General features: G+C 67.1%; 19 protein-coding genes and 2 pseudogenes. 15 read left to right on the forward strand and 6 right to left on the reverse strand.

Annotation, left to right across the window (positions count from 1 at the left end):
• The first annotated feature begins 6 nt into the window (after positions 1–6).
• Genes QM701_RS18520 through QM701_RS18530 form a run of 3 tightly spaced genes read left to right on the forward strand, consistent with a single transcriptional unit; the run spans position 7 to position 2,362 of the window.
• Complete coding sequence (locus QM701_RS18520) at positions 7–867, forward strand: branched-chain amino acid ABC transporter permease (RefSeq protein ID WP_415168480.1); 861 nt, start codon at positions 7–9, stop codon at positions 865–867.
• The gene (locus tag QM701_RS18525; RefSeq protein WP_415168481.1) at positions 864–1,652 is read left to right on the forward strand and encodes an ABC transporter ATP-binding protein; all 789 of its coding nucleotides are present in this window, start codon (positions 864–866) and stop codon (positions 1,650–1,652) included. The genes QM701_RS18520 and QM701_RS18525 overlap by 4 nt, the downstream gene beginning before the upstream one ends.
• Positions 1,649–2,362 carry an ABC transporter ATP-binding protein gene (locus QM701_RS18530; RefSeq protein WP_415168482.1) on the forward strand — a complete coding sequence of 238 codons (714 nt, stop codon included), beginning with the start codon at positions 1,649–1,651 and terminating at the stop codon, positions 2,360–2,362. The genes QM701_RS18525 and QM701_RS18530 overlap by 4 nt, the downstream gene beginning before the upstream one ends.
• Before the next feature lie 101 nt (positions 2,363–2,463).
• Here the strand turns inward: QM701_RS18530 and QM701_RS18535 are convergent, their stop codons facing one another.
• Positions 2,464–3,435, reverse strand: a complete 972-nt coding sequence (locus QM701_RS18535) for a LysR substrate-binding domain-containing protein (RefSeq protein WP_415168483.1) — start codon at positions 3,433–3,435, stop codon at positions 2,464–2,466.
• 129 nt (positions 3,436–3,564) lie between these two features.
• Between QM701_RS18535 and QM701_RS18540 the strand changes: the two genes are divergently transcribed.
• The gene (locus QM701_RS18540; RefSeq protein WP_415168484.1) at positions 3,565–4,575 is read left to right on the forward strand and encodes an aldo/keto reductase; all 1,011 of its coding nucleotides are present in this window, start codon (positions 3,565–3,567) and stop codon (positions 4,573–4,575) included.
• Between the two features lie 226 nt (positions 4,576–4,801).
• On the forward strand, positions 4,802–5,974 hold the full coding sequence (locus QM701_RS18545; protein WP_415168485.1) for a metallophosphoesterase: 1,173 nt from the start codon (positions 4,802–4,804) through the stop codon (positions 5,972–5,974).
• Positions 5,975–5,994: 20 nt separating this feature from the next.
• Here QM701_RS18545 and QM701_RS18550 read toward each other — a convergent pair whose 3' ends face one another.
• Positions 5,995–6,642, reverse strand: a complete 648-nt coding sequence (locus tag QM701_RS18550; RefSeq protein WP_415168486.1) for a TetR family transcriptional regulator — start codon at positions 6,640–6,642, stop codon at positions 5,995–5,997.
• 201 nt (positions 6,643–6,843) lie between these two features.
• Here QM701_RS18550 and htpG point away from each other — a divergent pair, with 201 nt between their 5' ends.
• Entirely contained in the window at positions 6,844–8,754 is a 1,911-nt protein-coding gene (gene htpG / locus QM701_RS18555) for a molecular chaperone HtpG (RefSeq protein WP_415168487.1), read from the forward strand.
• An 89-nt stretch (positions 8,755–8,843) separates the two neighbouring features.
• Positions 8,844–9,341 (forward strand): DNA-deoxyinosine glycosylase, encoded by a 498-nt coding sequence (locus QM701_RS18560; protein WP_415168488.1) that lies wholly within the window; start codon positions 8,844–8,846, stop codon positions 9,339–9,341.
• 16 nt (positions 9,342–9,357) lie between these two features.
• Here the strand turns inward: QM701_RS18560 and QM701_RS18565 are convergent, their stop codons facing one another.
• Positions 9,358–9,684, reverse strand: coding sequence for a hypothetical protein (locus tag QM701_RS18565; RefSeq protein WP_415168489.1), 327 nt, complete (start codon positions 9,682–9,684; stop codon positions 9,358–9,360).
• Positions 9,685–9,859: 175 nt separating this feature from the next.
• Here QM701_RS18565 and QM701_RS18570 point away from each other — a divergent pair, with 175 nt between their 5' ends.
• The 3 genes and pseudogenes from QM701_RS18570 (at position 9,860) to QM701_RS18580 (ending at position 12,866) form a co-directional block, all read left to right on the forward strand.
• Positions 9,860–11,653: a GspE/PulE family protein gene (locus tag QM701_RS18570; protein WP_415168490.1), complete on the forward strand. Its 1,794-nt coding sequence runs from the start codon at positions 9,860–9,862 to the stop codon at positions 11,651–11,653.
• A 114-nt stretch (positions 11,654–11,767) separates the two neighbouring features.
• Positions 11,768–12,442: pseudogene (locus QM701_RS18575) on the forward strand (Gfo/Idh/MocA family protein); the annotation flags it as partial.
• Positions 12,443–12,560: 118 nt separating this feature from the next.
• Positions 12,561–12,866: a hypothetical protein gene (locus QM701_RS18580; protein WP_415168491.1), complete on the forward strand. Its 306-nt coding sequence runs from the start codon at positions 12,561–12,563 to the stop codon at positions 12,864–12,866.
• On the opposite strand, the gene QM701_RS18585 is transcribed toward QM701_RS18580, so the two are convergent.
• From QM701_RS18585 to QM701_RS18595, 3 genes are all read right to left on the reverse strand, one after another.
• Positions 12,863–13,216 carry a nucleotide pyrophosphohydrolase gene (locus QM701_RS18585; protein ID WP_415168492.1) on the reverse strand — a complete coding sequence of 118 codons (354 nt, stop codon included), beginning with the start codon at positions 13,214–13,216 and terminating at the stop codon, positions 12,863–12,865. The two genes, QM701_RS18580 and QM701_RS18585, sit on opposite strands and share 4 nt — an antisense overlap.
• Positions 13,217–13,223: 7 nt before the next feature.
• The gene (locus QM701_RS18590) at positions 13,224–14,204 is read right to left on the reverse strand and encodes an HpcH/HpaI aldolase/citrate lyase family protein (RefSeq protein ID WP_415168493.1); all 981 of its coding nucleotides are present in this window, start codon (positions 14,202–14,204) and stop codon (positions 13,224–13,226) included.
• Positions 14,205–14,311: 107 nt separating this feature from the next.
• A complete protein-coding gene (locus tag QM701_RS18595; protein WP_415168494.1) occupies positions 14,312–15,298 on the reverse strand; it encodes a malate dehydrogenase in 987 nt (328 codons plus the stop codon).
• Positions 15,299–15,525: 227 nt separating this feature from the next.
• Between QM701_RS18595 and QM701_RS18600 the strand changes: the two genes are divergently transcribed.
• From QM701_RS18600 to odhB, 5 genes and pseudogenes are all read left to right on the forward strand, one after another.
• On the forward strand, positions 15,526–16,266 hold the full coding sequence (locus QM701_RS18600; protein WP_415168495.1) for a GntR family transcriptional regulator: 741 nt from the start codon (positions 15,526–15,528) through the stop codon (positions 16,264–16,266).
• Between the two features lie 43 nt (positions 16,267–16,309).
• Positions 16,310–16,564: a succinate dehydrogenase assembly factor 2 gene (locus QM701_RS18605; protein ID WP_415168496.1), complete on the forward strand. Its 255-nt coding sequence runs from the start codon at positions 16,310–16,312 to the stop codon at positions 16,562–16,564.
• A gap of 58 nt (positions 16,565–16,622) precedes the next feature.
• On the forward strand, positions 16,623–17,918 hold the full coding sequence (gene gltA, locus QM701_RS18610) for a citrate synthase (protein WP_415168497.1): 1,296 nt from the start codon (positions 16,623–16,625) through the stop codon (positions 17,916–17,918).
• Between the two features lie 107 nt (positions 17,919–18,025).
• Positions 18,026–20,869 (forward strand): 2-oxoglutarate dehydrogenase E1 component, encoded by a 2,844-nt coding sequence (locus QM701_RS18615; protein ID WP_415168498.1) that lies wholly within the window; start codon positions 18,026–18,028, stop codon positions 20,867–20,869.
• 12 nt (positions 20,870–20,881) lie between these two features.
• Positions 20,882–22,166: pseudogene (gene odhB, locus QM701_RS18620) on the forward strand (2-oxoglutarate dehydrogenase complex dihydrolipoyllysine-residue succinyltransferase).
• The last annotated feature ends 1 nt before the right edge of the window (position 22,167 follow it).

Here is a 22,167-nt window from a genome sequence, read left to right on the forward strand (position 1 = left end):
CGCTCCATGGACTACATCTACTCGATCCTGACCCTGACCGGCATCACCATGATCGGGGTCATGGGCACCTACATGGTGACCGGGCTGACCGGCCAGTTCTCCTTCGGCCAGGCGGCGTTCATGGCCGTCGGCGGCTACGTCTCGGCGATGCTCGCGCTGACCTTCAAGCTGCCGTTCCCGGTCGCGGCGCTGGCCGGCGCGCTGGCGGCGATGGCGGCCGGGTTGCTGGTCGGCGTGCCGACGGTGCGCCTGCGCCGCGACTATATCTCGCTGGTCACCTTCGGCTTCGGCGAGGCGATCATCTCGGTGCTCAACAACTCGGCGCAGCTCACCGGCGGCGCCGAGGGACTGGTGAACATCCCCAAGCGCGTCGACCTGCCGCTGGTGGCGGTCAGCGTGCTGGTCTGCCTGTTCTGCGTGGCCTGCTACAAGAACTCGAAGTTCGGGCGGCAGTGCCTCGCGCTGCGCACCGACGAGCTGGCGGCGCGCTCGATGGGCATCGACGTGCATCGCCTGAAGCTGGTGACCTTCCTCTTCGCCAGCGCCATCACCGGCTATGCCGGCGTGCTCTACGCCTTCTATTCGCAATACCTCGAACCGGGCTTCTTCAACTGGACCGTGTCGGCCGAGTGGCTGATCATCGTCTTCGTCGGCGGCATCAACAGCCTGACCGGCGCGATGGTCTCGGCGGTCGTCCTGTCCAGCCTGCCCGAGGCGCTGCGCTTCGCCTCGGCGTGGCGCATCGTCATCTACTGCGTGATCGTGCTGATCATCATCAACTACCGGCCCAACGGCGTCTTCGGCGACTGGGAGATCAGCCGCCTGTGGAAGAGGAAATCGACGCGCGTCGAGGGAGACCGGGCATGAGCGATACATCGACGCGCGGCCGCCTCACCGTCACCGGGCTGTCCAAGGCCTTCGGCGGCGTGCAGGCGGTCAACGACTTTTCCTTCGCCGCCGAGCCCGGCGAGATCGTCGGCATCATCGGCCCCAACGGCGCCGGCAAGACGACGGTCTTCAATCTGGTGACCGGCGTCTACACGCCCGATCGCGGCGAAGTGCTGCTCGACGGCGTCAATCTCGCCGGCCTGCGCCAGGACCAGATCGCGCGCCAGGGCGTCGGCCGCACCTTCCAGAACATCCGCCTGTTCAAGGGCCTGAGCGTGCTGGAAAACGTGATGACCGCCTCCGACCCGTACGCGCCTTACAACTTCTTCTCCGCCATCTTCGCCTCGCCCGGCAAGCGCGCCTCGGACCGCAAGGCGGCGGCAACGGCGCGCGAGTATCTCGATCTGGTCGGCCTCGCCGGCCTGGAGGACGCGCGGCCCGAGTCGCTGCCGTACGGCCTGCAGCGCAAGCTGGAGATCGCCCGCGCGCTGGCCATCCGGCCGAAGGTGATCCTGCTCGACGAGCCGGCGGCCGGTCTCAATCCGAGCGAAGTGCGCGAGTTCATCGACCTCGTGCTGAACCTGCACGAACGCTTCGCGTTCACCGTTATATTCATCGAGCACCGCATGGAGGTGGTGATGAACCTGAGCCACAAGCTCTACGTGCTCAACTTCGGCAAGCTCCTGGCCAGCGGCGAGCCGGCCGACGTGCGCCGCAACCGCGAGGTGATCGAAGCCTACATCGGCGAGGAGGAACCGGCGTGACCACGCTGACGGTGCGGGACCTCCACGTTTCCTACGGGCCGGTGCAGGCCCTGCGCGGCGTCAACCTCAAGGTGGACGAGGGCGCCATCGTGTCCATCATCGGCGCCAACGGCGCGGGCAAGACGACGCTGCTGAACACGCTTTCCGGCATCGTCAAGCCACGCTCCGGCAGCATCCTGCTGCACGGCCGGCCGCTGCCGGGGCGCGCCTGCAACATCCTGCGCGAAGGCATGGCGCACGTGCCGGAGGGGCGCAAGATCTTCGCCGGCTTCACCATCGAGGAGAACCTCAAGGCGGGCGCCTACATCGTGCATGACAAGCAGCTCGTCGAAACGCGGCGCGACGCCATGTACGCGCGCTTTCCGATTCTCGCCCAGCGTTCGCAGCAGCAGGCCGGGACGCTGTCGGGCGGCGAGCAGCAGATGCTGGCCATCGCCCGCGGGCTGATGTCCGATCCGGAGCTGATCCTGCTCGACGAGCCGTCGCTGGGGCTGGCGCCGCTGGTCGTCAAATCGGTCTTCGAACTGATCCGCGAGATCCGCGACCGGCACGGCAAGACCATCCTGCTGGTCGAGCAGAACGCGCAGAAGGCACTGGCGCTGTGCGACTACGCCTACGTGCTGGAAAACGGCCGGATCGTGCTCGAAGGGCCGGGCCGGGAACTGCTCAACGATCCGGCGATACGCAAGGCGTACCTGGGCGGCGCTTAGGAAAACACCGATTTATTCGTCACCCCGGCGAAAGCCGGGGCCCAGTGCGTTGGTTTTCCTGGATTCCGGCGTTCGCCGGAATGACGAATATGTGGAATTTTTCACCGCGCCGGACGGTATTTTCGCCCGCCGCGCTCGGCGGCGGCCAATTCCTTTTCGCTCAGGACGAACTCGGCGCTGTCGAGCAGCCGTTCCAGCGCCAGGTCGATGAAGGCCCTGGCCCGCGCCGGCTGGTCGGCGCGGCTGCCGTAGTAGAGGAAGAAACCGAGGTGTTCGGCCACGTGCGCGGTGAGCAGCGGCACCAGCCGGCCGGCGCGCAGGTGGGCCGCGGCGGCGATGCCGGTCATCTGCCCGATCACCGCTCCGGCCAGCACGGCCTGGAGCTCCAGCGCCTCGTCGTCGGCGCAGAAGGCGGGCGCGACGTGATGCTCGACGACGTTGCCGCCGACATTGACGTACCAGGGCGTGACGCGGCCGCTGGCCGGGTGCCGGAAGACGCTGCAGCGGTGCTCGCCGAGGGCGGCGAGGTTGTCCGGGGCGCCGTGGCGCCGCAGGTAGTCGGGCGCGGCGCAGATGATCAGTTGCAGCGCGAACAGGCGGCGCGCGATGACGCCTTCGTGCGGCGAGACGCCGATGCGGAAGCCGACGTCAACGCGGTCCTCGACCCAGTTGCCGACGCGGTCGTCGAGCCGCACGTCCGGCTGCACCTCCGGGTACAGGCGGCAGAACTCCGTGAGGATCGGCCCGGCCACCGGCAGGAACATCGAGTGCGGACCGACGATGCGCAGCGGTCCGGCCATCTCGTCCTTGGCGATCCTCGCCGTCTGCAGCGCACGCTGCAGGCCGAGCAGCGCCGGCTGCGCCGTTTCCATGAAGCGCTGACCCTCCTCGGTCAGCGACATGCTGCGCGTGGTGCGATGGAACAGCCGCACGCCGAGGTGCCGTTCGAGCTGGGCCAGCGCCTGGCTCGCCGCCTGCGGCGTCATGCCCTGCGCCGCGGCCGCCTTGCGCAGGCTGCCGAGCTCGGCGGTGCGGACGAAGGTGGCGATCGAGCGCAGTTCGTTGATCGGCATGGGTCCTCTCTTATTGGCAAGCCGTACTTTCCAATTTATCAACGGATTGTAGTCTAGTTCGATTCCTTCGAAATCCTTAAAGTGCTGCTGTTCCGGCGTTCCCGGATTTTTTGGCAAAGGATAGAGAACATGCAAAAGCGCAAACTCGGCAATAGCGGTCTGGAAGTCTCGGCGATTGGCCTCGGCTGCATGGGCATGAGTTTTTCCTACGGGCCGCCGAAGGACAAGCAGGAAATGATCGCCCTGCTGCGGGACGCCGTGGAGCGCGGCGTCACCTTTTTCGACACCGCCGAAGTCTACGGTCCGTTCACCAACGAGGAACTGGTCGGCGAAGCGCTCGCGCCGCTGCGCGACCGGGTGGTGATCGCCACCAAGTTCGGTTTCGCCACTGGTCCCGGCAGCGATCCGCGCGGCATGGGGAAGGGCATGCCCGGCCTCGACAGCCGGCCGGAGCACATCAAGGCGGTGGCCGAGGCCTCGCTCAAGCGGCTCAGGACCGAGGTCATCGACCTTTTCTACCAGCACCGCGTCGATCCGGACGTGCCGATCGAGGACGTGGCCGGCGCGGTCAGGGAGCTGATCCAGGCCGGCAAGGTCCGCCACTTCGGGCTGTCCGAGGCCGGCGTGCAGACCATCCGCCGCGCGCATGCCGTGCAGCCCGTCGCCGCGCTGCAGAGCGAGTATTCGCTGTGGTGGCGGCGTCCGGAAGAGGCGGTGCTGCCCACGCTGGAAGAACTGGGCATCGGCCTCGTGCCGTACAGTCCGCTCGGCAAGGGTTTCCTGACCGGCAAGATCGACGCGGCGACGACCTTCGCCAGCGACGACTTCCGCACCGCGCTGCCGCGTTTCACGCCCGAGGCGCGCCGGGCCAACCAGGCGCTGGTCGACCTGATCGGCCGGATCGCCGCGCGCAAGCAGGCCACGCCGGCGCAGATCGCGCTGGCCTGGCTGCTCGCGCAAAAGCCGTGGATCGTGCCGATTCCGGGAACGACCCGGCTGTCCCGGCTGGAAGAGAACCTCGGCGCGGCGGCGGTGGAGCTGACCGCCGACGACCTGCGCGAAATCGACGCGGCCGCCGCGCAGATCGCCGTGCAAGGAGCGCGCTATCCCGAAACGCTCGAACGACTGACCGGCCGCTGAAGCCGGCGCGGAACCAATCAGGGCCGGCAGACTCTGCCGGTATGCGGCCGCCGCCATGCATCCGGCGGCGTGGCATTAGAATCGCTCCCGGCGCGGGGATCACGGAGGAAAACCGGCATCACGGTTTTCCTCGCTTTTTTCCGCGTCCCCCGCAAGAGCGGGAGTTCGACCGAATTCAAACCCCAGCCGGCTGAAAAGCCCGGCCGACCCCAGAGGTAAATCGACGATGTTTCATGTGATCACCGGCGCCATCGGCCTCTACGTCGCCGGCCGCCTGTTCCCCGCGCTGCCCTGGCCTGCCTGGGGCAAGTGGCTGGCCGCCCTGCTGGTGCTGCTGGTCGCCCTGCATCACCTGATCACCCGAACGTTCTTCGGCAGCATGGCGTCGCCCGAAATACCAGCCGCCGCGCTGGCCTTCCTCGGCTGGCTGTTCGGGGCGTTGCTCCTGCTGGCGGTCTTCCTGGCGCTGAAGGACGTCGGCGCCGTGCTGTTCTTCCTGCTTGGCAAGGCGGGCTGGCGCCCCGATCTGCCGTTCACCGCCGCCGCCTGGAACGGCGCGCTGGCCGCGACTGCCCTGGTCCTGGCCGGGATCGGCGTGTGGCAGGCCGTGCGCGTGCCGGACGTGCGCACGGTGGAGATCACGCTGGACCGCCTGCCGCCCGAACTGGACGGCCTGCGCCTGGTGCAGCTCAGCGACCTGCATGCCAGCCGGCTGCTCCAGGCGCCATGGATGCGCGCCGTCGTGGACCGGACCAATGCCCTGCATCCCGATCTGATCCTGCTTACCGGCGATCAGGTCGACGGTTCGACGGCGGCCCGTGCCGCCGACGTCGCGCCCCTGCGCGATCTCAAGGCGCGGCTCGGCGTCTTCGCCATCCCCGGAAATCACGAGTACTACTCGAACTACGCGGCCTGGATGGCGGCGTTCGGGAAACTGGGCCTGCGCATGCTGCCGAACGCGCACGCGGTAATCGAGGAAAAGGGCCATGCCCTGGTGGTCGCCGGCACCACGGACCACAGCGCGGCGCGCTTCGGCCTGCCGCAGCCGGACGTCGCGGCGGCGCTCGCCGGCGCGCCGCGCGACGCCGTCACCGTGCTGATGGCCCACCAGCCCAGGGATGCGGGACGGAATGCCGGCGCCGGCATCGACCTGCAGCTCTCGGGCCACACGCACGGCGGGCAGATTGTCGGCCTGCATCTGGTCACGCGGGCGGCCAACGAGGGCTTCGTCTCCGGGCTGTACCGGGTCGGCGCGATGGCGCTTTACGTGAGCAACGGCGCCGGGCTGTGGAACGGCCTGCCGATCCGCATCGGCAGGCCGTCGGAGATTGCGCTGATCGTGCTGCGTGCCGCCGCCGGCGGCATCCGGCCGGACGGTGCTGCGCCGGCGCCGGCCTGAGTCCCTGCCTCTCGCCCGGCTCAGGACGACAGCATCAGATAGCCGAGCACCAGGTCGATCATGTGCTGCAGGCGCTCGACCTTGGCCTTGGGGTTGTTCAGGTCGCGCATGAAGACGGTGCTCAGCGTGTCGTTGTTCGACAGATAGAAGTAGCTCAGCGCGGCGATCGAAATGTAGAGCTGGAGCGGGTCGACGCCGCCGCGGAACAGCTTTTCGCGCTGGCCGTGGATCAGGATCTCGTGGAGCGTGCCGATCAGCTTCGAGTTGTAGAAGCCGATGTTCTTCGATTGCTTGATGTGCGCGGCGTGGTACAGGTTTTCCGTGTTCAGCAGCTTGAGGAATTCCGGATGCTTGATGTAGTAGTCCCAGGTGAAGGTGATCAGGCGGCGGATGGCTTCGATCGGCGGCAGGTCGAGCAGGCGCAGTTCGGATTCGGCGTCGCGGATCGTCTTGTAAGTGTCCTCCATCACCGCCAGGAACAGGTCTTCCTTGTTGTTGAAGTAGTAGTAGAGCATCCGCTTGTTCGAGCCGGAACGCGCGGCGATCTGCTCGATGCGCGCGCCGGCGAAGCCCTTGTCCGCGAATTCCTCGGTGGCCGCCGCGAGGATGAGCGCGCGCGTGCGCTCCTTGTTGCGCGTGGGGACGTCCTTCCGTTCCGGATCTGCCATGGAGTGCCGCCCTCCGCCTGACGATGAAAGGCGAATTATAGGTGGCAATTAACCGGACTGTGAATTGCGCCGGCGTCCGGCGGGGCTTGAAAACGGCGCGAGCGGCCCCACGTTTGAGCGCATCGCTCCGCGCCGGCGTGTCCGGCATCGGCGAATCCGCGCATTCAATCCAACACAATCAACGTCTTACGGAGTTTTTCGATGGGCGCCAACAAGGAAACCCTGGGCTTTCAGGCCGAAGTCAAGCAGCTGCTCAACCTGATGATCCACTCGCTGTACAGCAACAAGGAAATCTTCCTGCGCGAGCTGATCTCCAACGCCTCCGACGCCTGCGACAAGCTGCGTTTCGAGGCGCTGAACAATCCGTCGCTCTACGGCGACGACGGGGAACTGAAGATCCGCCTCTCCTTCGACAAGGAGGCGCGCACGCTGACCGTCTCCGACAACGGCATCGGCCTGACCCGCGACGAGGCCATCGAACACCTCGGCACCATCGCCAAGTCCGGCACGCGCGAGTTCTTCTCGGCGCTGACCGGCGACCAGGCCAAGGACGCGCACCTGATCGGCCAGTTCGGCGTCGGCTTCTACTCCTCGTACATCGTCGCCGACAAGGTGACGGTGATCTCGCGCCGCGCCGGCGTCGAGGCCGGGCAGGCGGTTCGCTGGGAATCGGCCGGCGAGGGCGAGTTCACGGTCGAGATGGTCGACAAGGCCGGACGCGGCACCGACGTCGTCCTGCACCTGCGCGAGGGCGAGGACGAGCTCCTGTCCGGCTGGAAGCTGCGGCAGATCGTGCGCAAGTATTCCGACCACATCACCCTGCCGATCCTGATGAAGCAGGAGAAGTGGGACGAGGAAAAGAAGGCGCAGGTCGCAACCGACGAGGACGAGACGGTCAACCAGGCCTCGGCCCTGTGGGCGCGGCCCAAGTCGGAGATCAGCGACGAGCAGTACAAGGAGTTCTACAAGCACGTCGCGCACGATTTCGAGGACCCGCTGGCCTACGTGCACGCCAAGGTCGAGGGCAAGCAGGAATACACGCAGCTCCTGTACGTCCCGCAGCGCGCGCCGTTCGACCTGTGGGACCGCAACGCCCGCCACGGCGTCAAGCTCTACGTGCGCCGGGTGTTCATCATGGACGACGCCGAGCAGTTGATGCCGCTCTACCTGCGCTTCGTGCGCGGGGTGGTCGATTCGAACGACCTGCCGCTCAACGTCTCGCGCGAGATCCTGCAGGAATCGAAGGACATCGAGACCATCCGCGGCGGCTGCGTGAAGAAGGTGCTGTCGCTGCTCGAAGGGCTGGCCGACAGCGAGGACGCGGCCGAGAAGGAAAAGTACGCCACGTTCTGGAAGGAGTTCGGCCGCGTGCTCAAGGAAGGCGTCGGCGAGGACTTCGCCAACAAGGAGCGCATCGCCAAGCTGCTGCGCTTCGCCTCGACGCACACCGACACGCCGGACGAGACCGTCGCGCTGGCCGACTACGTGGCGCGCATGAAGGAAGGCCAGGAGAAGATCTACTTCGTCACCGCCGAGACCTTCACCGCCGCGCGCAACAGCCCGCACCTCGAAATCTTCCGCAAGAAGGGCATCGAAGTGCTGCTGCTCTCCGACCGCGTCGACGAGTGGGTGACCGGCTACCTGACCGAGTTCGACGGCAAGCCGCTGCAATCCGTGGCCAAGGGCGGCCTCGATCTCGGCCAGCTGGAGGACGAGGCCGAGAAGAAGGAAGCCGAGCAGGCCGCCGACGAGTACAAGGAACTGCTCGAGAAGGTCAAGGCGTCGCTCGGCGAGAAGGTCAAGGACGTGCGCGTCACGCACCGCCTGACCGATTCGCCGTCGTGCATCGTCGCCGACGAGCACGACATGGGCGGCAACCTGGCGCGCATCCTCAAGGCCGCCGGCCAGAAGGCGCCGGAGATGAAGCCGATCCTGGAGATCAACCCCAAGCACCCGGCCGTGCAGCGCCTGAAGTACGAGGAAGCGCGTTTCGACGACTGGGCCAACCTGCTGCTCGAACAGGCCACGCTGGCCGAAGGCGGCACGCTCGACGACCCGGCCGGCTTCGTCAAGCGCATCAACGAGCTGATGCTGGCCTTGTCGGGCAAGTGAAGCCGTCCGCGCCGGCGCGGAGAGCAGCGATCCCCGCTCTCCGCGCGCCGCGGGTTTGAAGCGGCCCGTTTCCGCCAGCCTTTCCTGCCATGACCGATTCCGGACTGCTCGTCGGCCTCCCGCCCATTCTCGACGCCGGGATCGGGACGCTGATCCTCGGCAGCTTCCCGTCGCCCGCCTCGCTCGCCGCGCAACACTACTACGCGCACAGGCAGAACCAGTTCTGGCGGGTGATGGCCGAGGTGCTCGGCGAGCCGCTGCCGGAATTCGATTACGCCGGCAAGCAGCGCTGCCTGCTGCGGCACGGCGTGGGCGTGTGGGACGTGTACCGCGCCTGCCGGCGCGAAGGCGCGCTCGATGCGGCGATCGAGGCGGCGGAACGCAACGATTTCGCACTGCTCGGAGAGAAGGCGCCGCGCCTGCGGCGCATCTGCTTCAACGGCCAGACCTCGGGCCGCTGCGCGCGCTGGTTCGCCGGGCAGGGCTACGAGACGCACATCCTGCCCTCGACCAGCCCCGCCTACACGCTGGCGTTCGCGCGCAAGGTCGCCGCCTGGCGCGCGGCCTGGGGTCAGCCGCCGCTCTGACGCGCTCCCGCGCCGCTCATTTCCGCCGGCGATTCACGTAGTCGTTGACGCAGCGCCGATACGCTTCTCCCGCCTGCTTCTTGCAGACCGCATGCGCCTTGCGCCGGAGCTCCTGGCGCGCCACGCAGCGTTCGACGTTCTTGGCGTTGGCGCAGGCCGCGGGGACCTTGGGCGGCGGGGTTCCATGCCTGCCTTCCGGGGGCGGCGGCGCGGCGGGCTGGGTCGACTCCGGGGGCGGCGGCGCCAGCCCGGGCGCGCCGGGAACGCCGGCCGGGCCCAGCTGCGCGAAGGCCGGCAGGGCGATGGCGGCGGCTAACGAGACAAGGAAAAGCGCGGTTCTCATCGGTACTCCTGAGCGTGATATTGGCGAGCGGGATGCCGACGTGGGATTGTAATCGTTCTCCGCCTCCGGCGTCACGCGGTCGATATCCATATCGAATTTCTTTACGCTTTTTCGCATTGAGCCGAGGGGGGCTGCTCGGGTATAGTCTGCGGATTGCCTTTCCGGACCGAATGCCATGGCCGACCATTCCCACAAAGCAGCGCCCGACCGCCGTCTGACCGTCAAGGAGGTGCTCGGCATGCTGGTGGGCGACGGCATGGTCGACAAGGCCGAGGCGGAGGCCCTGATCGCCGAAACCCGCCTGAAACGCCTGACCTCGCATCCGCTGGCGATCGTCGCCGAACAGAAGTGGAAATCGCTGCTGGCGCCGCATCGGCCGCTGACGCTGGAGGAACTGGGCGAGTGGCTCGCCGCCAGGGTGGGCCTGGACTACTTCCACATCGATCCGCTCAAGGTCGACTTCACCTCGGTGACCGACGTCGTATCCAGCGCCTATGCCGCGCGCTTCGGTATCCTGGCGGTGCAGGTGACCGCCAGCGAGATCGTCTTCGCCACCACCGAGCCCTTCCTGCGCGAGTGGGAACGGGAGATCGAGGGCATCGCCCGCAAGCGCATCCGGCGCGTGATCGCCAACCCGCTCGATGTCGCGCGCTATCTGGTCGAGTTCTACAACCTCGCGCGCTCGGTCAAGAAAGCGGCGCAGCAGGGCAACCAGAGCGCCGGGCTGTCGTCGTTCGAGCAGCTCGTCGAGCTCGGACGCTCCAACCGCCAGTTCGACGCCAACGACCAGCACATCGTCAACATCGTCAACTGGCTGTGGCAGTACGCCTTCGAGCAGCGCGCCAGCGACATCCACATCGAGCCGCGCCGCGAGCTGGGGATCGTGCGCTTCCGCATCGACGGCGTGCTGCATCAGGTGTACCAGATTCCGATGAGCGTGATGGCGGCGATGGTCAGCCGCATCAAGATTCTCGGGCGCATGGACCTGGTCGAGAAGCGGCGTCCGCAGGACGGCCGCATCAAGACGCGCACCGCCGACGGACTGGAGGCCGAGCTGCGCCTGTCCACGCTGCCCACGGCCTTCGGCGAGAAGCTGGTGATGCGCATCTTCGACCCGGAAGTGCTGGTGCGCAATTTCTCCGAACTCGGCTTTTCGGACGAGGATCGCAAGCGCTGGGAAACGATGGCCGGCAGCCCGAACGGGATCATCCTGGTCACCGGGCCGACCGGCTCGGGCAAGACCACGACGCTGTACTCGACCTTGAAGCAGCTGGCGACGCCGGCGGTCAACGTGTGCACCATCGAGGACCCGATCGAAATGGTCGAGCCGGCCTTCAACCAGATGCAGGTACAGACGGTCATCGACCTGTCCTTCGCCGAAGGCGTGCGCGCGTTGATGCGGCAGGACCCGGACATCATCATGGTCGGCGAAATCCGCGACCTGGAAACCGGCGAGGTGGGCATCCAGGCGGCGCTGACCGGGCACCTCGTGCTGTCGACGCTGCACACCAACGACGCGCCGTCGGCGGTCACCCGCCTGCTCGACCTGGGCCTGCCGTCGTACCTGATCAGCGCGACCCTGCTGGGCGTGATGGCGCAGCGCCTGGTGCGCGTGCTCTGCCCGGCGTGCAAGGAGGCGCGGCCGGCCACGGCCGAGGACAACGCCATGTGGGACCGCCTGGTGGCGCCGTGGAAGGCCAATCGCCCCAGCCATTTCCATCACGCGGTCGGCTGCCTGGATTGCCGCATGACCGGCTACCGCGGGCGCATCGGCCTGTACGAAATCCTCATGCTGTCGCCGGACATGAAGCAGCTGATCAGCGACCATGGGGACATCGCCAGGATTCGCGACCTCGCCTACCGCGAGGGCATGAAGCCGCTGCGCATCTCCGGCGCGATGAAGGTGGCGAGCGGGCTGACCACGCTGGCCGAGGTGTTCAAGGTCGCGCCGCCGTCGGAGCGCGCTTGAAATTTCCCGTCAATTGAAACTTCTGAAAGGTTCGCCATGAACGCATCGTTCCAGGCCAACCGCCGCCTGCGCCTGGGATTCGTCGGTGGCGGCCCGGATTCCGGCATCGGCCCGATGCACCGGCATGCGGCGCTGCTCGACGGCCAGTTCGACCTCGTGGCCGGCGCCTTTTCCACGCACGGCGGCCGCAACGAGGCCGCCGGCCGCGCCTACGGCGTCGGCGGCGAGCGCGTCTACGCCTCCTTCGCCGAAATGGCCGAGCGGGAGGCGCGGCGCCCCGACGGCATCGAGGTGGTCGCCGTGATGGCGCCGAATTGCCTGCACGTGCCGGCCAGCCGGGTGTTCCTGGAACACGGCATCGACGTCATCTGCGACAAGCCGCTGGCCAGGGATTTCCGGGAAGCGTGCGAATTCGCCCGCTTCGTCGCGGCGCAGCCGTGCGTGTTCGTGCTGACCCACAACTACAGCGGCTTCCCGATGGTGCGTGAGGCGCGGGAGCGCGTGCGCGCCGGCGAGCTGGGCGAGATCCGCCTGGTGCAGGCCGAATACGGCTGCGCCTACGGCGTCGGCCTGCCCGAACGCGAGGGCGTCGGCCGCATGGTATGGCGGACGGACGCCGCGGTGGTCGGCGAATCGGCCGTGCTGGCCGATCTCGGCGTGCACGCGCATCATCTGCTGCGCTTTGTGACCGGGCTGGAGGTCGCCGGCGTGGCCGCCGATCTGGCGACGCTGACGCCGGGCCGGCAGGCCGACGACAACGCGCACGTCATGCTGCGCCTCGGCGATGGCGTGCGCGGCATGTTCTGGGTCAGTTCGGTGGCGGCCGGGCAGCGCCAGGGGCTGCAACTGCGCGTTCTACGGATCGAAGGGCTCGCTGCTCTGGCACCAGGAAGACCCCGACCGCCTGGTGATGCGTCCGCAGGATGCGCCGCATTACGTGCTGCGGCGCGGCGAGCATTGGCTGGGCGCGCTGGCGGCCGCGTTGACGCGCCAGAAGGCGGGACAGGTCGAAGGCGCGATCGAGGCGTTCGCCAACATCTACGCCGGCGCCGCCGAACTGGTCCGCGCCCGGCGCGAGGGCCGCGCGCCGGCGGCGGTCGCCGGCCTGTGTCCGGGCGTCGGCGACGGGCTGGCCGGGATGGCCTTCATCGAGGCCTGCGTGCGCTCCAGCCGCGACGACGGCGCGTGGGTCGCACCGGAGGCCGTAGCCTAATCGAGCTCAGTGTACTTGCGGCTCGACCCGAGGCACTTTTCCACCGGATACTTCAGCGCGTTCTTTTCCAGCTTCGCCGCTGCGGCGCGCAGCAGGTCGAAGCCGCCGCGTTCGGCGATCTGCAACAGGTAGAGCAGGACGTCGGCGCATTCGTCGCGCAGCGCCTCCATGCCGGCGGCGTCCTCCGGCAGGGCGGCCATCTCGGCGTCGCTTTTCCACTGCGTGAGTTCCAGCAGTTCGGCCGCTTCGAGATTGAGCGAGACGATCAGGTTGCGCAGGGTGTGGAACTGCGCCCAGTCCCGCTCGTCGCGGAAGCGCACCAGCGCGTGTGTCAGCGCGTCGATGTCCATGGCCGGGTCAGAAGAATCGCCGCAGCGCTGCCGGCGGCAGCGTCATGCCCGTGGCGTGCGCGCGCGCCAGCAGTTCCCAGTAGTAGCGGTACGACGCCCGGTCGTGCAGCAGGCCCTCGTGGGCGATCGGCGCCCAGTCCTTGTCCTGCGCGGCGGTGACGATGGCCACGGCCTTCTCGACCTCGGAAAAGTCGGGGCGCATGGCCTCGACGATCGGCACGATCTGGTTGGGGTGGATGCTCCACATGCGCAGGAAGCCGAACTCGTCGCGGGCGCGCCGCGCGTCGTTGCGGATCACCTCGAGATCCTTCAGTTCGGTGGTCACGTTGTGCGTCGGCACCACGCCGTTGCCGAGGGCCGCCGTGGTGATCTCGCACTTGGCGCGGGCGACCAGCGGGTGGTCGAACTGGCCGGGGCTCCGCATCGCCGAGCCGGGAATCGCGCCGTGATGGCCGGAGACGAAATCCATCAAGCCGAAATCGAGCGATTCGACGCCCGGCAGGGCGGCGATCTCCCACACTTCGTGCAGCGCGCCCAGGGTCTCGATCAGCACGTGCACGGGAATCTCGCGCCGCAGCCCGAGCCGGGATTCGACGCCGCGCAGGTAGTCGATCTGGGCGCGCACGTCGTCGGCGCCGCGCGGCTTGGGCAGGGTGATGAACGGCAGGCGTTCGCCGGCGATCGAGACGATGACGTCGAGATCCTGTTGCCAGTGCGCGTGGGTGAAGTCGTGTACCCGCGCGGCGACGCGGCCGTGCCGGTTGTCGGCGCTCATGATGATGCCGGCCGCCATCTCGGCATGCTCCCGCTCGGCGCCGGCGTGGGCGCCGTCCTCGCAGTCGCAGGTGATGTCGAAGATCGGCCCCAGCTCGTTCTGCAGCTGGAGCGCCTTCTTCATCAGCTTTTCGGAACCCGCGTAATGGTCGACCGCGGGCAGGATGGGGAAGGGCTTCTCGCCGGGAAAGAGAACGTCGCTGGGATGTCGCATGGCTGGTTTCCGAAGCAGAAAAGCAAAATTCTACCGCGCGCCATGTTTCCTCTGGCCGAAAAAAAGCCGCAGGCGCGCTGCGGCTTTCCGAAACACTGAGAGGCTTTTTACAGCATGCCCTTGACGGCGTCGGCCTCGTCGGTCAGCTCCTTGAGCGTCTTGTTCAGCCGTTCCTGGGCGAAGGCGTCGATGGCGATGCCCTGGATGATCTTGTACGAGCCGTTCTTGCACTCGCACGGGAAGCCGAAGATGATGCCTTCCGGAATGCCGTAGGAACCGTCGCTGGGCACGCCCATGGTGACCCAGTCCTCGGAGCCGAGCACCCAGTCGCGCACGTGGTCGATCGCCGCGTTGGCGGCCGAGGCGGCCGAGGAGGAGCCGCGCGCCTCGATGATCGCCGCGCCGCGCTTGCCGACCGTGGGCAGGAACACGTCGGCGTTCCAGGCCTCGTCGTTGATCAGCTGCTTGACGTTGTCGCTGCCCGACACGCAGTGGCGGTAGTCGGCGTACATCGTCGGCGAGTGGTTGCCCCAGACGGCCAGCTTCTTCAGGCTGTCGACCGGGCGGCCGCTCTTGGCGGCCAGCTGCGACTTGGCGCGGTTGTAGTCCAGGCGCAGCATGGCGTGGTAGTTGGCCGGGTTGGTGCGTCCGACCTTCCTGGCCGCCGCGCGGGCGATGTAGGCGTTGGTGTTGGCCGGGTTGCCGACGACGAGCACCTTGACGTTTTCCTTGGCGTTCTCGGCGATCGACTTGCCCTGCACGGTGAAGATGGCGCCGTTGGCCGACAGCAGGTCGGCGCGCTCCATGCCGGGGCCGCGCGGACGGGCGCCGACGAGCAGGCAGATGTCGGCATCCTTGAAGGCGACGTCGGGCTGGTCGGTGGCGAAAACGCCGGCCAGCAGCGGGAACGCGCAGTCGTCGAGTTCCATGATCACGCCCTGGCAGGCCTTCTGGGCTTGCGGCAGGTCGAGCAGTTGCAGGATGATCGGCTGGTCCTTGCCCAGCATGTCGCCGGAGGCGATGCGGAAGAGCAGGCTGTAGCCGATCTGGCCGGCAGCGCCGGTGACGGCGACGCGGATGGGGGCTTTTGACATTACGGGACTCCTATGGATGGCAAATCCGAAAAAGACGGCTTTGGCCAGATGGCTTTGCCAAAAACCGGCCGATTCGGAGCATGGAAAAACAGCTTTCGATCATAAGTGCGAAGCTCCGGCGGTGTCAATGAATCATTGGTTGTCTTGTGTCTTATATAAGTCATAAGATACGAACTGGACGTCCGGAGTACACTCCGGCCAGGATCAGGAATCCGAGGCATGAAACCATGAGTGCTTTGCCCGAAAGCCCGTCGTTGACCTTCAGTCCGCTGTACAAGCAGGTCGTCGGTCTGCTCGTGCGGGGCCTGGAGTCGGGCGAGTGGAAGCCGGGCGTCGCGCTGCCCAGCGAGGCCGATCTGGCGCTGCGTTTCGGCGTCAGCCAGGGAACGGTGCGCAAGGCGCTCGATGAACTGGTCGGCGGGAACCTGCTGATCCGCCGGCAGGGGAAGGGCACCTTCGTCGCGACGCACGGCGACCCGGAGGCCTTTTCGCGTTTTCTGTGCCTCGCGCCCGACGAGGGCGAACTGCCGCCGTTCCAGAACGTGCCGCTGGCGTGCTGGCGGGCCAAGGCCGGCCCGGAGGTGGCGCGGCAACTGTCCGTCGGACCCGGGGCGCCGGTGATCATCGTGCGCCGCCTACTCCGCTTCGGCGACGATCCGGTCGTGTTCGACGAAATCTATCTGCCCGGAGAGTTGTTCACTGGCCTGACCATGGACGTTCTGCGCTCCGCCGAATCGTCGCTCTACAGCCTGTTCGAAAGCCGCTACGGCGTGCGCGCGATCCGCGCCAACGAGCGGCTGCGCGCCGTCTCGGCGGACAAGGCGAGCGCCGACGTGCTGCTGGTCCCGGAAGGTTCGCCGCTGCTCCTGGCCGAGCGCGTCACGTACACCTTCGGCGACCGGCCGGTGGAGTGGCGGCGCGGTTTCTATGCGACCCGGAACTACCATTATCACAACGAGCTGGGGTGAGAATTCCCCGATTTTTCCCGGTTTGAACGAAGGAGACGATCCGATGTTGAGCGAAGCCGAAATGAAACGTCTGCGCTGGCGATGCACGCATCGCGCGCAGCTGGAGATGGACCTGTTGCTGGGGAACTTTCTCGATAAGCACTTCTCGAACCTGAGCCCTGAACAGGAGGCGGCATTCGTGATCCTCGCCGAGATGGAGGACGTCGAACTCTGGCCGCTGGTGATGGGCAGGCGTGAATGCCGGGACCCCGTCCAGGCGCAAGTCCTGTCCATGCTGCGCAGCGTTGGCACCGCTTGATTCCGTTTGATTGCTTATGATCCTTTGACCCGACAAACACCCGACTGGGAGACACCAGATGACGTCAGCACGCAAGGCCATACTGATTATCGATGGACAGGAACCGATCGAGTTTCCGATCATGGAGCCGGTCCACGGCAACGACTGTATCGACATCCGCACGCTGGGCGGCAAGACGGGATTGTTCACCTACGACTCCGGGTTCCTGTCCACGGCGTCGTGCAGTTCGAACATCACCTTCATCGACGGGGACAAGGGCGAACTGCTCTATCGCGGATATCCCATCGAGCAGCTGGCGGAGAAGTGCGAGTTCCTGGACGTGGCGTATCTGTTGAAGCACGGCGAGCTGCCCAACGCCGAGCAGAAGACGGAGTTCGTGAACATCATCAAGACGCACACCATGATCCACGAACAGATGGCCCGCTTCTACCAGGGCTTCCGGCGCGACGCGCACCCGATGGCGGTGATGCTCGGCGTGGTCGGCGCCCTGTCGGCGTTCTATCACGAGGCCGGGGACTTTTCCGACGAGGTGCATCGCAGCATCAGCTTCAACCGCATCGTGGCCAAGCTGCCGACCATCGTCGCCATGGCCTACAAGTATTCGATGGGCGAGCCGTTCATGTACCCGCGCAACGACCTGCCCTACACGGCGAACTTCATGCACATGATGTTCGGCACGCCGTGCGAACGCTATGAGCCGAACCCGGTGCTGGTGCACGCGCTCGACACCATCTTCACCCTGCACGCCGACCACGAGCAGAACGCCTCGACGTCGACGGTGCGCCTGGCCGGCTCGTCGGGCGCCAATCCGTACGCCTGCATCTCGGCCGGCATCGGCTGCCTGTGGGGGCCGGCGCACGGCGGCGCCAACGAGGCGTGCCTGAAGATGCTGGAAGAGATCGGCGACGTGTCGCGCGTGCCCGAGTACATCAAGCGCGCCAAGGACAAGAACGACCCCTTCCGCCTGATGGGCTTCGGCCACCGGGTGTACAAGAACTTCGATCCGCGCGCCAAGCTGATGCAGAAGATCTGCGCCGACGTGCTGCAGGAGCTCGGCCTGGAAAACGACCGCCTGTTCAAGCTGGCGCGGGAGCTCGAACGGATCGCGCTGGAAGACGAGTATTTCGTCGACCGGAAGCTCTACCCGAACGTGGACTACTATTCCGGCATCGTGCAGAAGGCCATCGGCATCCCGAACACCATGTTCACCTGCATCTTCGCCCTGGCCAGGACCGTCGGCTGGATGGCCCAGTGGGAGGAGATGGTCATGGACCCCGAACACAAGATCGGGCGACCGCGCCAGTTGTACGTGGGAACGCCGCGCCGCGACGTTCCCCCGGTCGAGGCCCGCTGAGGCCGCGGCATTCGAGCGACGGTTCCTGCCGTCGCTTTTCTTTTGGGGTGGCGCGGCGCGACCGGGCTTTCGCCGGCCACCCATGATTTTCGGGGCGGGGCGCAGTCATGATGAAGCAATCGTTTGGAACCACCGTGCTGTTCGGCGGCAACGCGCCGTTCGTCGAAGAGCTCTACGAGAAGTACCTGGACAACCCGGCCGCGGTGCCGGGCGAGTGGCGCGACTACTTCGACAAGCTGGCGCTGCTGCCGGGCCCGGTCGCACGCGACGTGCCGCATCTGCCGGTGGTGAACGCCTTCGCCGAGCAGGCCCGGCGCGGCGGCTACTGCGCCGTCGCCACGCAGCCGCCGGCCGACGACCGCAAGCAGGTGGCGATCCTCCAGCTGATCCGCGCCTACCGCACACGCGGCGCGCTGTGGGCCGACCTCGATCCGCTCAAGCACCAGTCCCGGCCGGAGGTCAGCGATCTGGAACCGTCGTTCTACGGCCTCTCCGACGCCGACATCAACACCCGCTTCAACGCCGGTTCGTTCAAGGGGGTGCCGCAGCACGCCACCTACGGGCAGATCTACGCGGCGCTCAAGGAGACGTATTGCGGTTCGGTCGGCGTCGAGTACATGTACATCAACAGCTTCACCGAGCGCCGCTGGGTGCAGGCCCGGCTGGAGCCGATCCACGCGCGGGGCACGTATACCTCCGCCCAGAAGCTGCGCTTCCTCGAACGCCTGACCGCCGCCGAGACGCTGGAGCGCTACCTGCACACCCGGTACGTCGGGCAGAAGCGCTTTTCCCTGGAAGGCGGCGAATCGCTGATCGTCGCGCTCGATGAACTGATCCGCGTCGCTGGCGGCAGCGGCGTGGACGACATCGTGATCGGCATGGCGCACCGCGGCCGCCTCAACGTGCTGGTCAATACGCTGGGCAAGGCGCCGTCGATGCTGTTCGAGGAATTCGAGGGCAAGAAGCCGCAGGACCTGTCCTCGGGCGACGTCAAGTACCACCTCGGCTATTCCTCGTCGGTGAGTACGCCCGGCGGGCCCTGCCAACTGACGCTGGCGTTCAATCCCTCGCACCTGGAGATCGTCAACCCGGTGGTCGCCGGCTCGGTCTATTCGCGCCAGCACCGGCGCGGCGAAGGCGCCCAGGACAAGGTCCTGCCGGTGCTGATCCACGGCGACGCGGCGGTGGCCGGGCAGGGCGTCAACCAGGAAATGCTCAATTTCGGCCAGACGCGCGGCTTCGGCACCGGCGGCACGGTGCACATCGTGGTGAACAACCAGATCGGCTTCACCACTTCCGATCCGCGCGACCTGCGCTCGACGATCTACTGCACCGACATCTTCAAGATGGTCGATGCGCCGATCTTCCACGTGAACGGCGACGACCCCGAAGCCGTGGCGCTGGTCACGCGGCTGGCGCTGGAATACCGTATGGAGTTCAAGAAGGACGTGGTGGTCGACCTCGTCTGCTTCCGCAAGCTCGGCCACAACGAGCAGGACGAGCCGATGGTTACCCAGCCGCTGATGTACAAGCGGGTGGCGCAGCATCCGGGCACGCGCCGGCGCTACGCGGATAAACTGGTGGCCGAAGGCATCCTCACCGCCGACGGTCCGGACGACATGATCCGCGACTACCGCGAGCATCTCGACCGCGGCGAGCTGTTGTACAACCCGGTCATCGCCGGCTACACCAACCCGCTGCTGATCGACTGGACGCCATTCCTGCCGCCCCGGTACATCGACAACTGCGACACCACCGTGCCGGTGCGCGAACTCAAGCGCCTGTGCGAACGGCTGACGGCGATCCCGGACAACATCGCCCTGCATTCGCGGGTGAAAAAGATCATCGACGACCGGCGCCAGATGGGGCAGGGCAGCCTGCCGTTCGACTGGGGCATGGCCGAGAACCTGGCCTACGCCACGCTGCTGGTCTCCGGCCACGGCGTGCGCCTGACCGGCGAGGACGTCTGTCGCGGCACCTTCTTCCACCGCCATGCCGTGATCCACGATCAGAACCGCGAAGTGCGCGGCGCGGGCAGCTACTGCCCGCTGGAGAACCTGCAGCAGAAGCAGGCCGAGTTCCAGTGCTACGACTCGGTGCTCTCCGAAGAGGCGGTGCTGGCCTTCGAATACGGCTACGCCACGTCGAATCCGTTCGACCTGGTGATCTGGGAAGCGCAGTTCGGCGACTTCGCCAATTGCGCGCAGGTGGTCATCGACCAGTTCATCGCCTCGGGCGAGGCCAAGTGGGGCAAGGCCTGCGGCCTCACGCTGTTCCTGCCGCACGGCTACGAAGGCCAGGGGCCGGAGCATTCCTCGGCGCGCATCGAGCGCTTCATGCAGCTGTGCGCCGAGGCCAACATGGAGGTCTGCCAGCCGACGACGCCCGCGCAGGTCTTCCACATGCTGCGCCGGCAGGCCATCCGCAAGCAGCGCAAGCCGCTCATCGTGTTCACGCCGAAATCCATGCTGCGCCACAAGGAGGCCGTCTCCTCGCTGGACGAACTGGCCAAGGGCAGCTTCCAGCACGTGATCGGCGAGGTCGATCCGCTCGATCCGCAGAAGGTCACCCGCGTGCTGCTGTGCTCGGGCAAGGTCTATTACGAACTCGTCGCGGAGCGCCGCAAGCGCAACATCCCGCACATCGCCATCGTCCGCCTGGAACAGCTTTATCCGTTCCCGCAGGAAGCGTTCGAGGCCGAACTGGCGCGCTATCCGCACGCCGCCGAGATCGTCTGGTGCCAGGAAGGCCCGCGCAACCAGGGCGCCTGGTACTGGATCGCCTCGCGCCAGCACCTGTCCCGCTCGCTGGGCAAGACCCAGCAGCTGCTGCTCGTCTCGCGGCCCGCGTCGGCCTCGCCGGCCGTCGGCTACCTCAGCAAGCACAACGCCCAACAAAAGGCCCTGATCGACTCCGCGCTCGGTGAGATCGGACCGTACAAACCCGCCTGATTGGAGTCGCCCATGCTCATTGACGTCAAAGTCCCGCAGTTGTCCGAGTCCGTCGCCGAGGCGACGCTGGTGACCTGGCACAGGAAAGTCGGCGAAGCGGTCGTGAAGGACGAGAACCTGATCGACATCGAGACCGACAAGGTCGTGCTCGAACGGCCCGCGCCGGCCGACGGCGTGCTCGTCGAGATACTCCGGCAGAACGGCGAGACGGTGCTGGCCGGCGACCTGATCGCGCGCATCGACACCGAAGCGCAGGCCAGCGCGTCCCCCACGCCGAAGAAGAAGGCGGCACCGGCCGCTCCGCCCGCGCCGGCCGCATCGCCTGCTGCGCCAGCGCCCGCCGCGCCGCCGCCCGCGCCGGAAGCGGCCGGCGTCGCCATGCCGTCGGCGCGCAAGATCCTGGAGGAAAAGGGCGTCGCCGCGGCCGCCGTCGAGGGCACCGGCCGCGGCGGGCGGGTGACCAAGGCCGACGCCCTCGCGGCGTCTGCCCCCGCGCCGGCCGCTCCGGCGGCCGCCGCGCCGCCTCCGGCGACTCCGACTCCGCCCGCCGCCTACGCCCTGGCGCCCGCGCCGGCGGTCGAAGTCCCGCTCGCCGACCGCCCCGAGCAGCGCGTGCCGATGTCGCGCCTGCGCGCGCGGATCGCCGAGCGCCTGATCCAGTCGCAGTCGACCAACGCCATCCTGACCACCTTCAACGAAGTCGAACATGGCGCCGGTCATCGCGCTGCGCAAACAGTACGGCGAGAAATTCGAAAAGACGCACGGCGTGCGCCTCGGCTTCATGGCCTTCTTCGTCAAGGCCGCCGTCGCGGCGCTGCAGAAGTATCCGATCCTCAACGCCTCGGTCAACGGCAACGACATCGTCTATCACGGCTACATCGACGTCGGCGTGGCCGTCGGCAGCCCGCGCGGCCTGGTCGTGCCGATCCTGCGCAACGCCGACCAGCTGAGCCTGGCCGACATCGAGAAGAAGATCGCCGAATTCGGCGAGAAGGCCAGGGACGGCAAGCTGGCGATGGAAGACCTGGCCGGCGGCACCTTCTCGATCTCCAACGGCGGCGTGTTCGGCTCGATGCTGTCAACGCCGATCATCAATCCGCCACAATCGGCGATCCTCGGCATCCACGCCACCAAGGAGCGGCCGGTCGTCGAGAACGGCCAGATCGTCATCCGCCCGATCAACTACCTGGCGCTCTCCTACGACCACCGCATCATCGACGGCCGCGAGGCGGTGCTCGGACTGGTGGCCATGAAGGAGGCGCTGGAGGACCCGGCGCGCCTGCTGCTGGGAGTCTGAG

The organism is Propionivibrio sp. (assembly GCF_047602565.1).
Taxonomy (GTDB): domain Bacteria; phylum Pseudomonadota; class Gammaproteobacteria; order Burkholderiales; family Rhodocyclaceae; genus Propionivibrio.

Coding starts and splice junctions, on each gene's coding strand:
- QM701_RS18520 (WP_415168480.1), top strand. CDS start 7: ATGGACTACATCTACTCGATCCTGACCCTGACCGGCATCACCATGATC.
- QM701_RS18525 (WP_415168481.1), top strand. CDS start 864: ATGAGCGATACATCGACGCGCGGCCGCCTCACCGTCACCGGGCTGTCC.
- QM701_RS18535 (WP_415168483.1), bottom strand. CDS start 3,435: ATGCCGATCAACGAACTGCGCTCGATCGCCACCTTCGTCCGCACCGCC.
- QM701_RS18540 (WP_415168484.1), top strand. CDS start 3,565: ATGCAAAAGCGCAAACTCGGCAATAGCGGTCTGGAAGTCTCGGCGATT.
- QM701_RS18545 (WP_415168485.1), top strand. CDS start 4,802: ATGTTTCATGTGATCACCGGCGCCATCGGCCTCTACGTCGCCGGCCGC.
- QM701_RS18550 (WP_415168486.1), bottom strand. CDS start 6,642: ATGGCAGATCCGGAACGGAAGGACGTCCCCACGCGCAACAAGGAGCGC.
- htpG (WP_415168487.1), top strand. CDS start 6,844: ATGGGCGCCAACAAGGAAACCCTGGGCTTTCAGGCCGAAGTCAAGCAG.
- QM701_RS18560 (WP_415168488.1), top strand. CDS start 8,844: ATGACCGATTCCGGACTGCTCGTCGGCCTCCCGCCCATTCTCGACGCC.
- QM701_RS18565 (WP_415168489.1), bottom strand. CDS start 9,684: ATGAGAACCGCGCTTTTCCTTGTCTCGTTAGCCGCCGCCATCGCCCTG.
- QM701_RS18570 (WP_415168490.1), top strand. CDS start 9,860: ATGGCCGACCATTCCCACAAAGCAGCGCCCGACCGCCGTCTGACCGTC.
- QM701_RS18585 (WP_415168492.1), bottom strand. CDS start 13,216: ATGGACATCGACGCGCTGACACACGCGCTGGTGCGCTTCCGCGACGAG.
- QM701_RS18590 (WP_415168493.1), bottom strand. CDS start 14,204: ATGCGACATCCCAGCGACGTTCTCTTTCCCGGCGAGAAGCCCTTCCCC.
- QM701_RS18595 (WP_415168494.1), bottom strand. CDS start 15,298: ATGTCAAAAGCCCCCATCCGCGTCGCCGTCACCGGCGCTGCCGGCCAG.
- QM701_RS18600 (WP_415168495.1), top strand. CDS start 15,526: ATGAGTGCTTTGCCCGAAAGCCCGTCGTTGACCTTCAGTCCGCTGTAC.
- QM701_RS18605 (WP_415168496.1), top strand. CDS start 16,310: ATGTTGAGCGAAGCCGAAATGAAACGTCTGCGCTGGCGATGCACGCAT.
- gltA (WP_415168497.1), top strand. CDS start 16,623: ATGACGTCAGCACGCAAGGCCATACTGATTATCGATGGACAGGAACCG.
- QM701_RS18615 (WP_415168498.1), top strand. CDS start 18,026: ATGATGAAGCAATCGTTTGGAACCACCGTGCTGTTCGGCGGCAACGCG.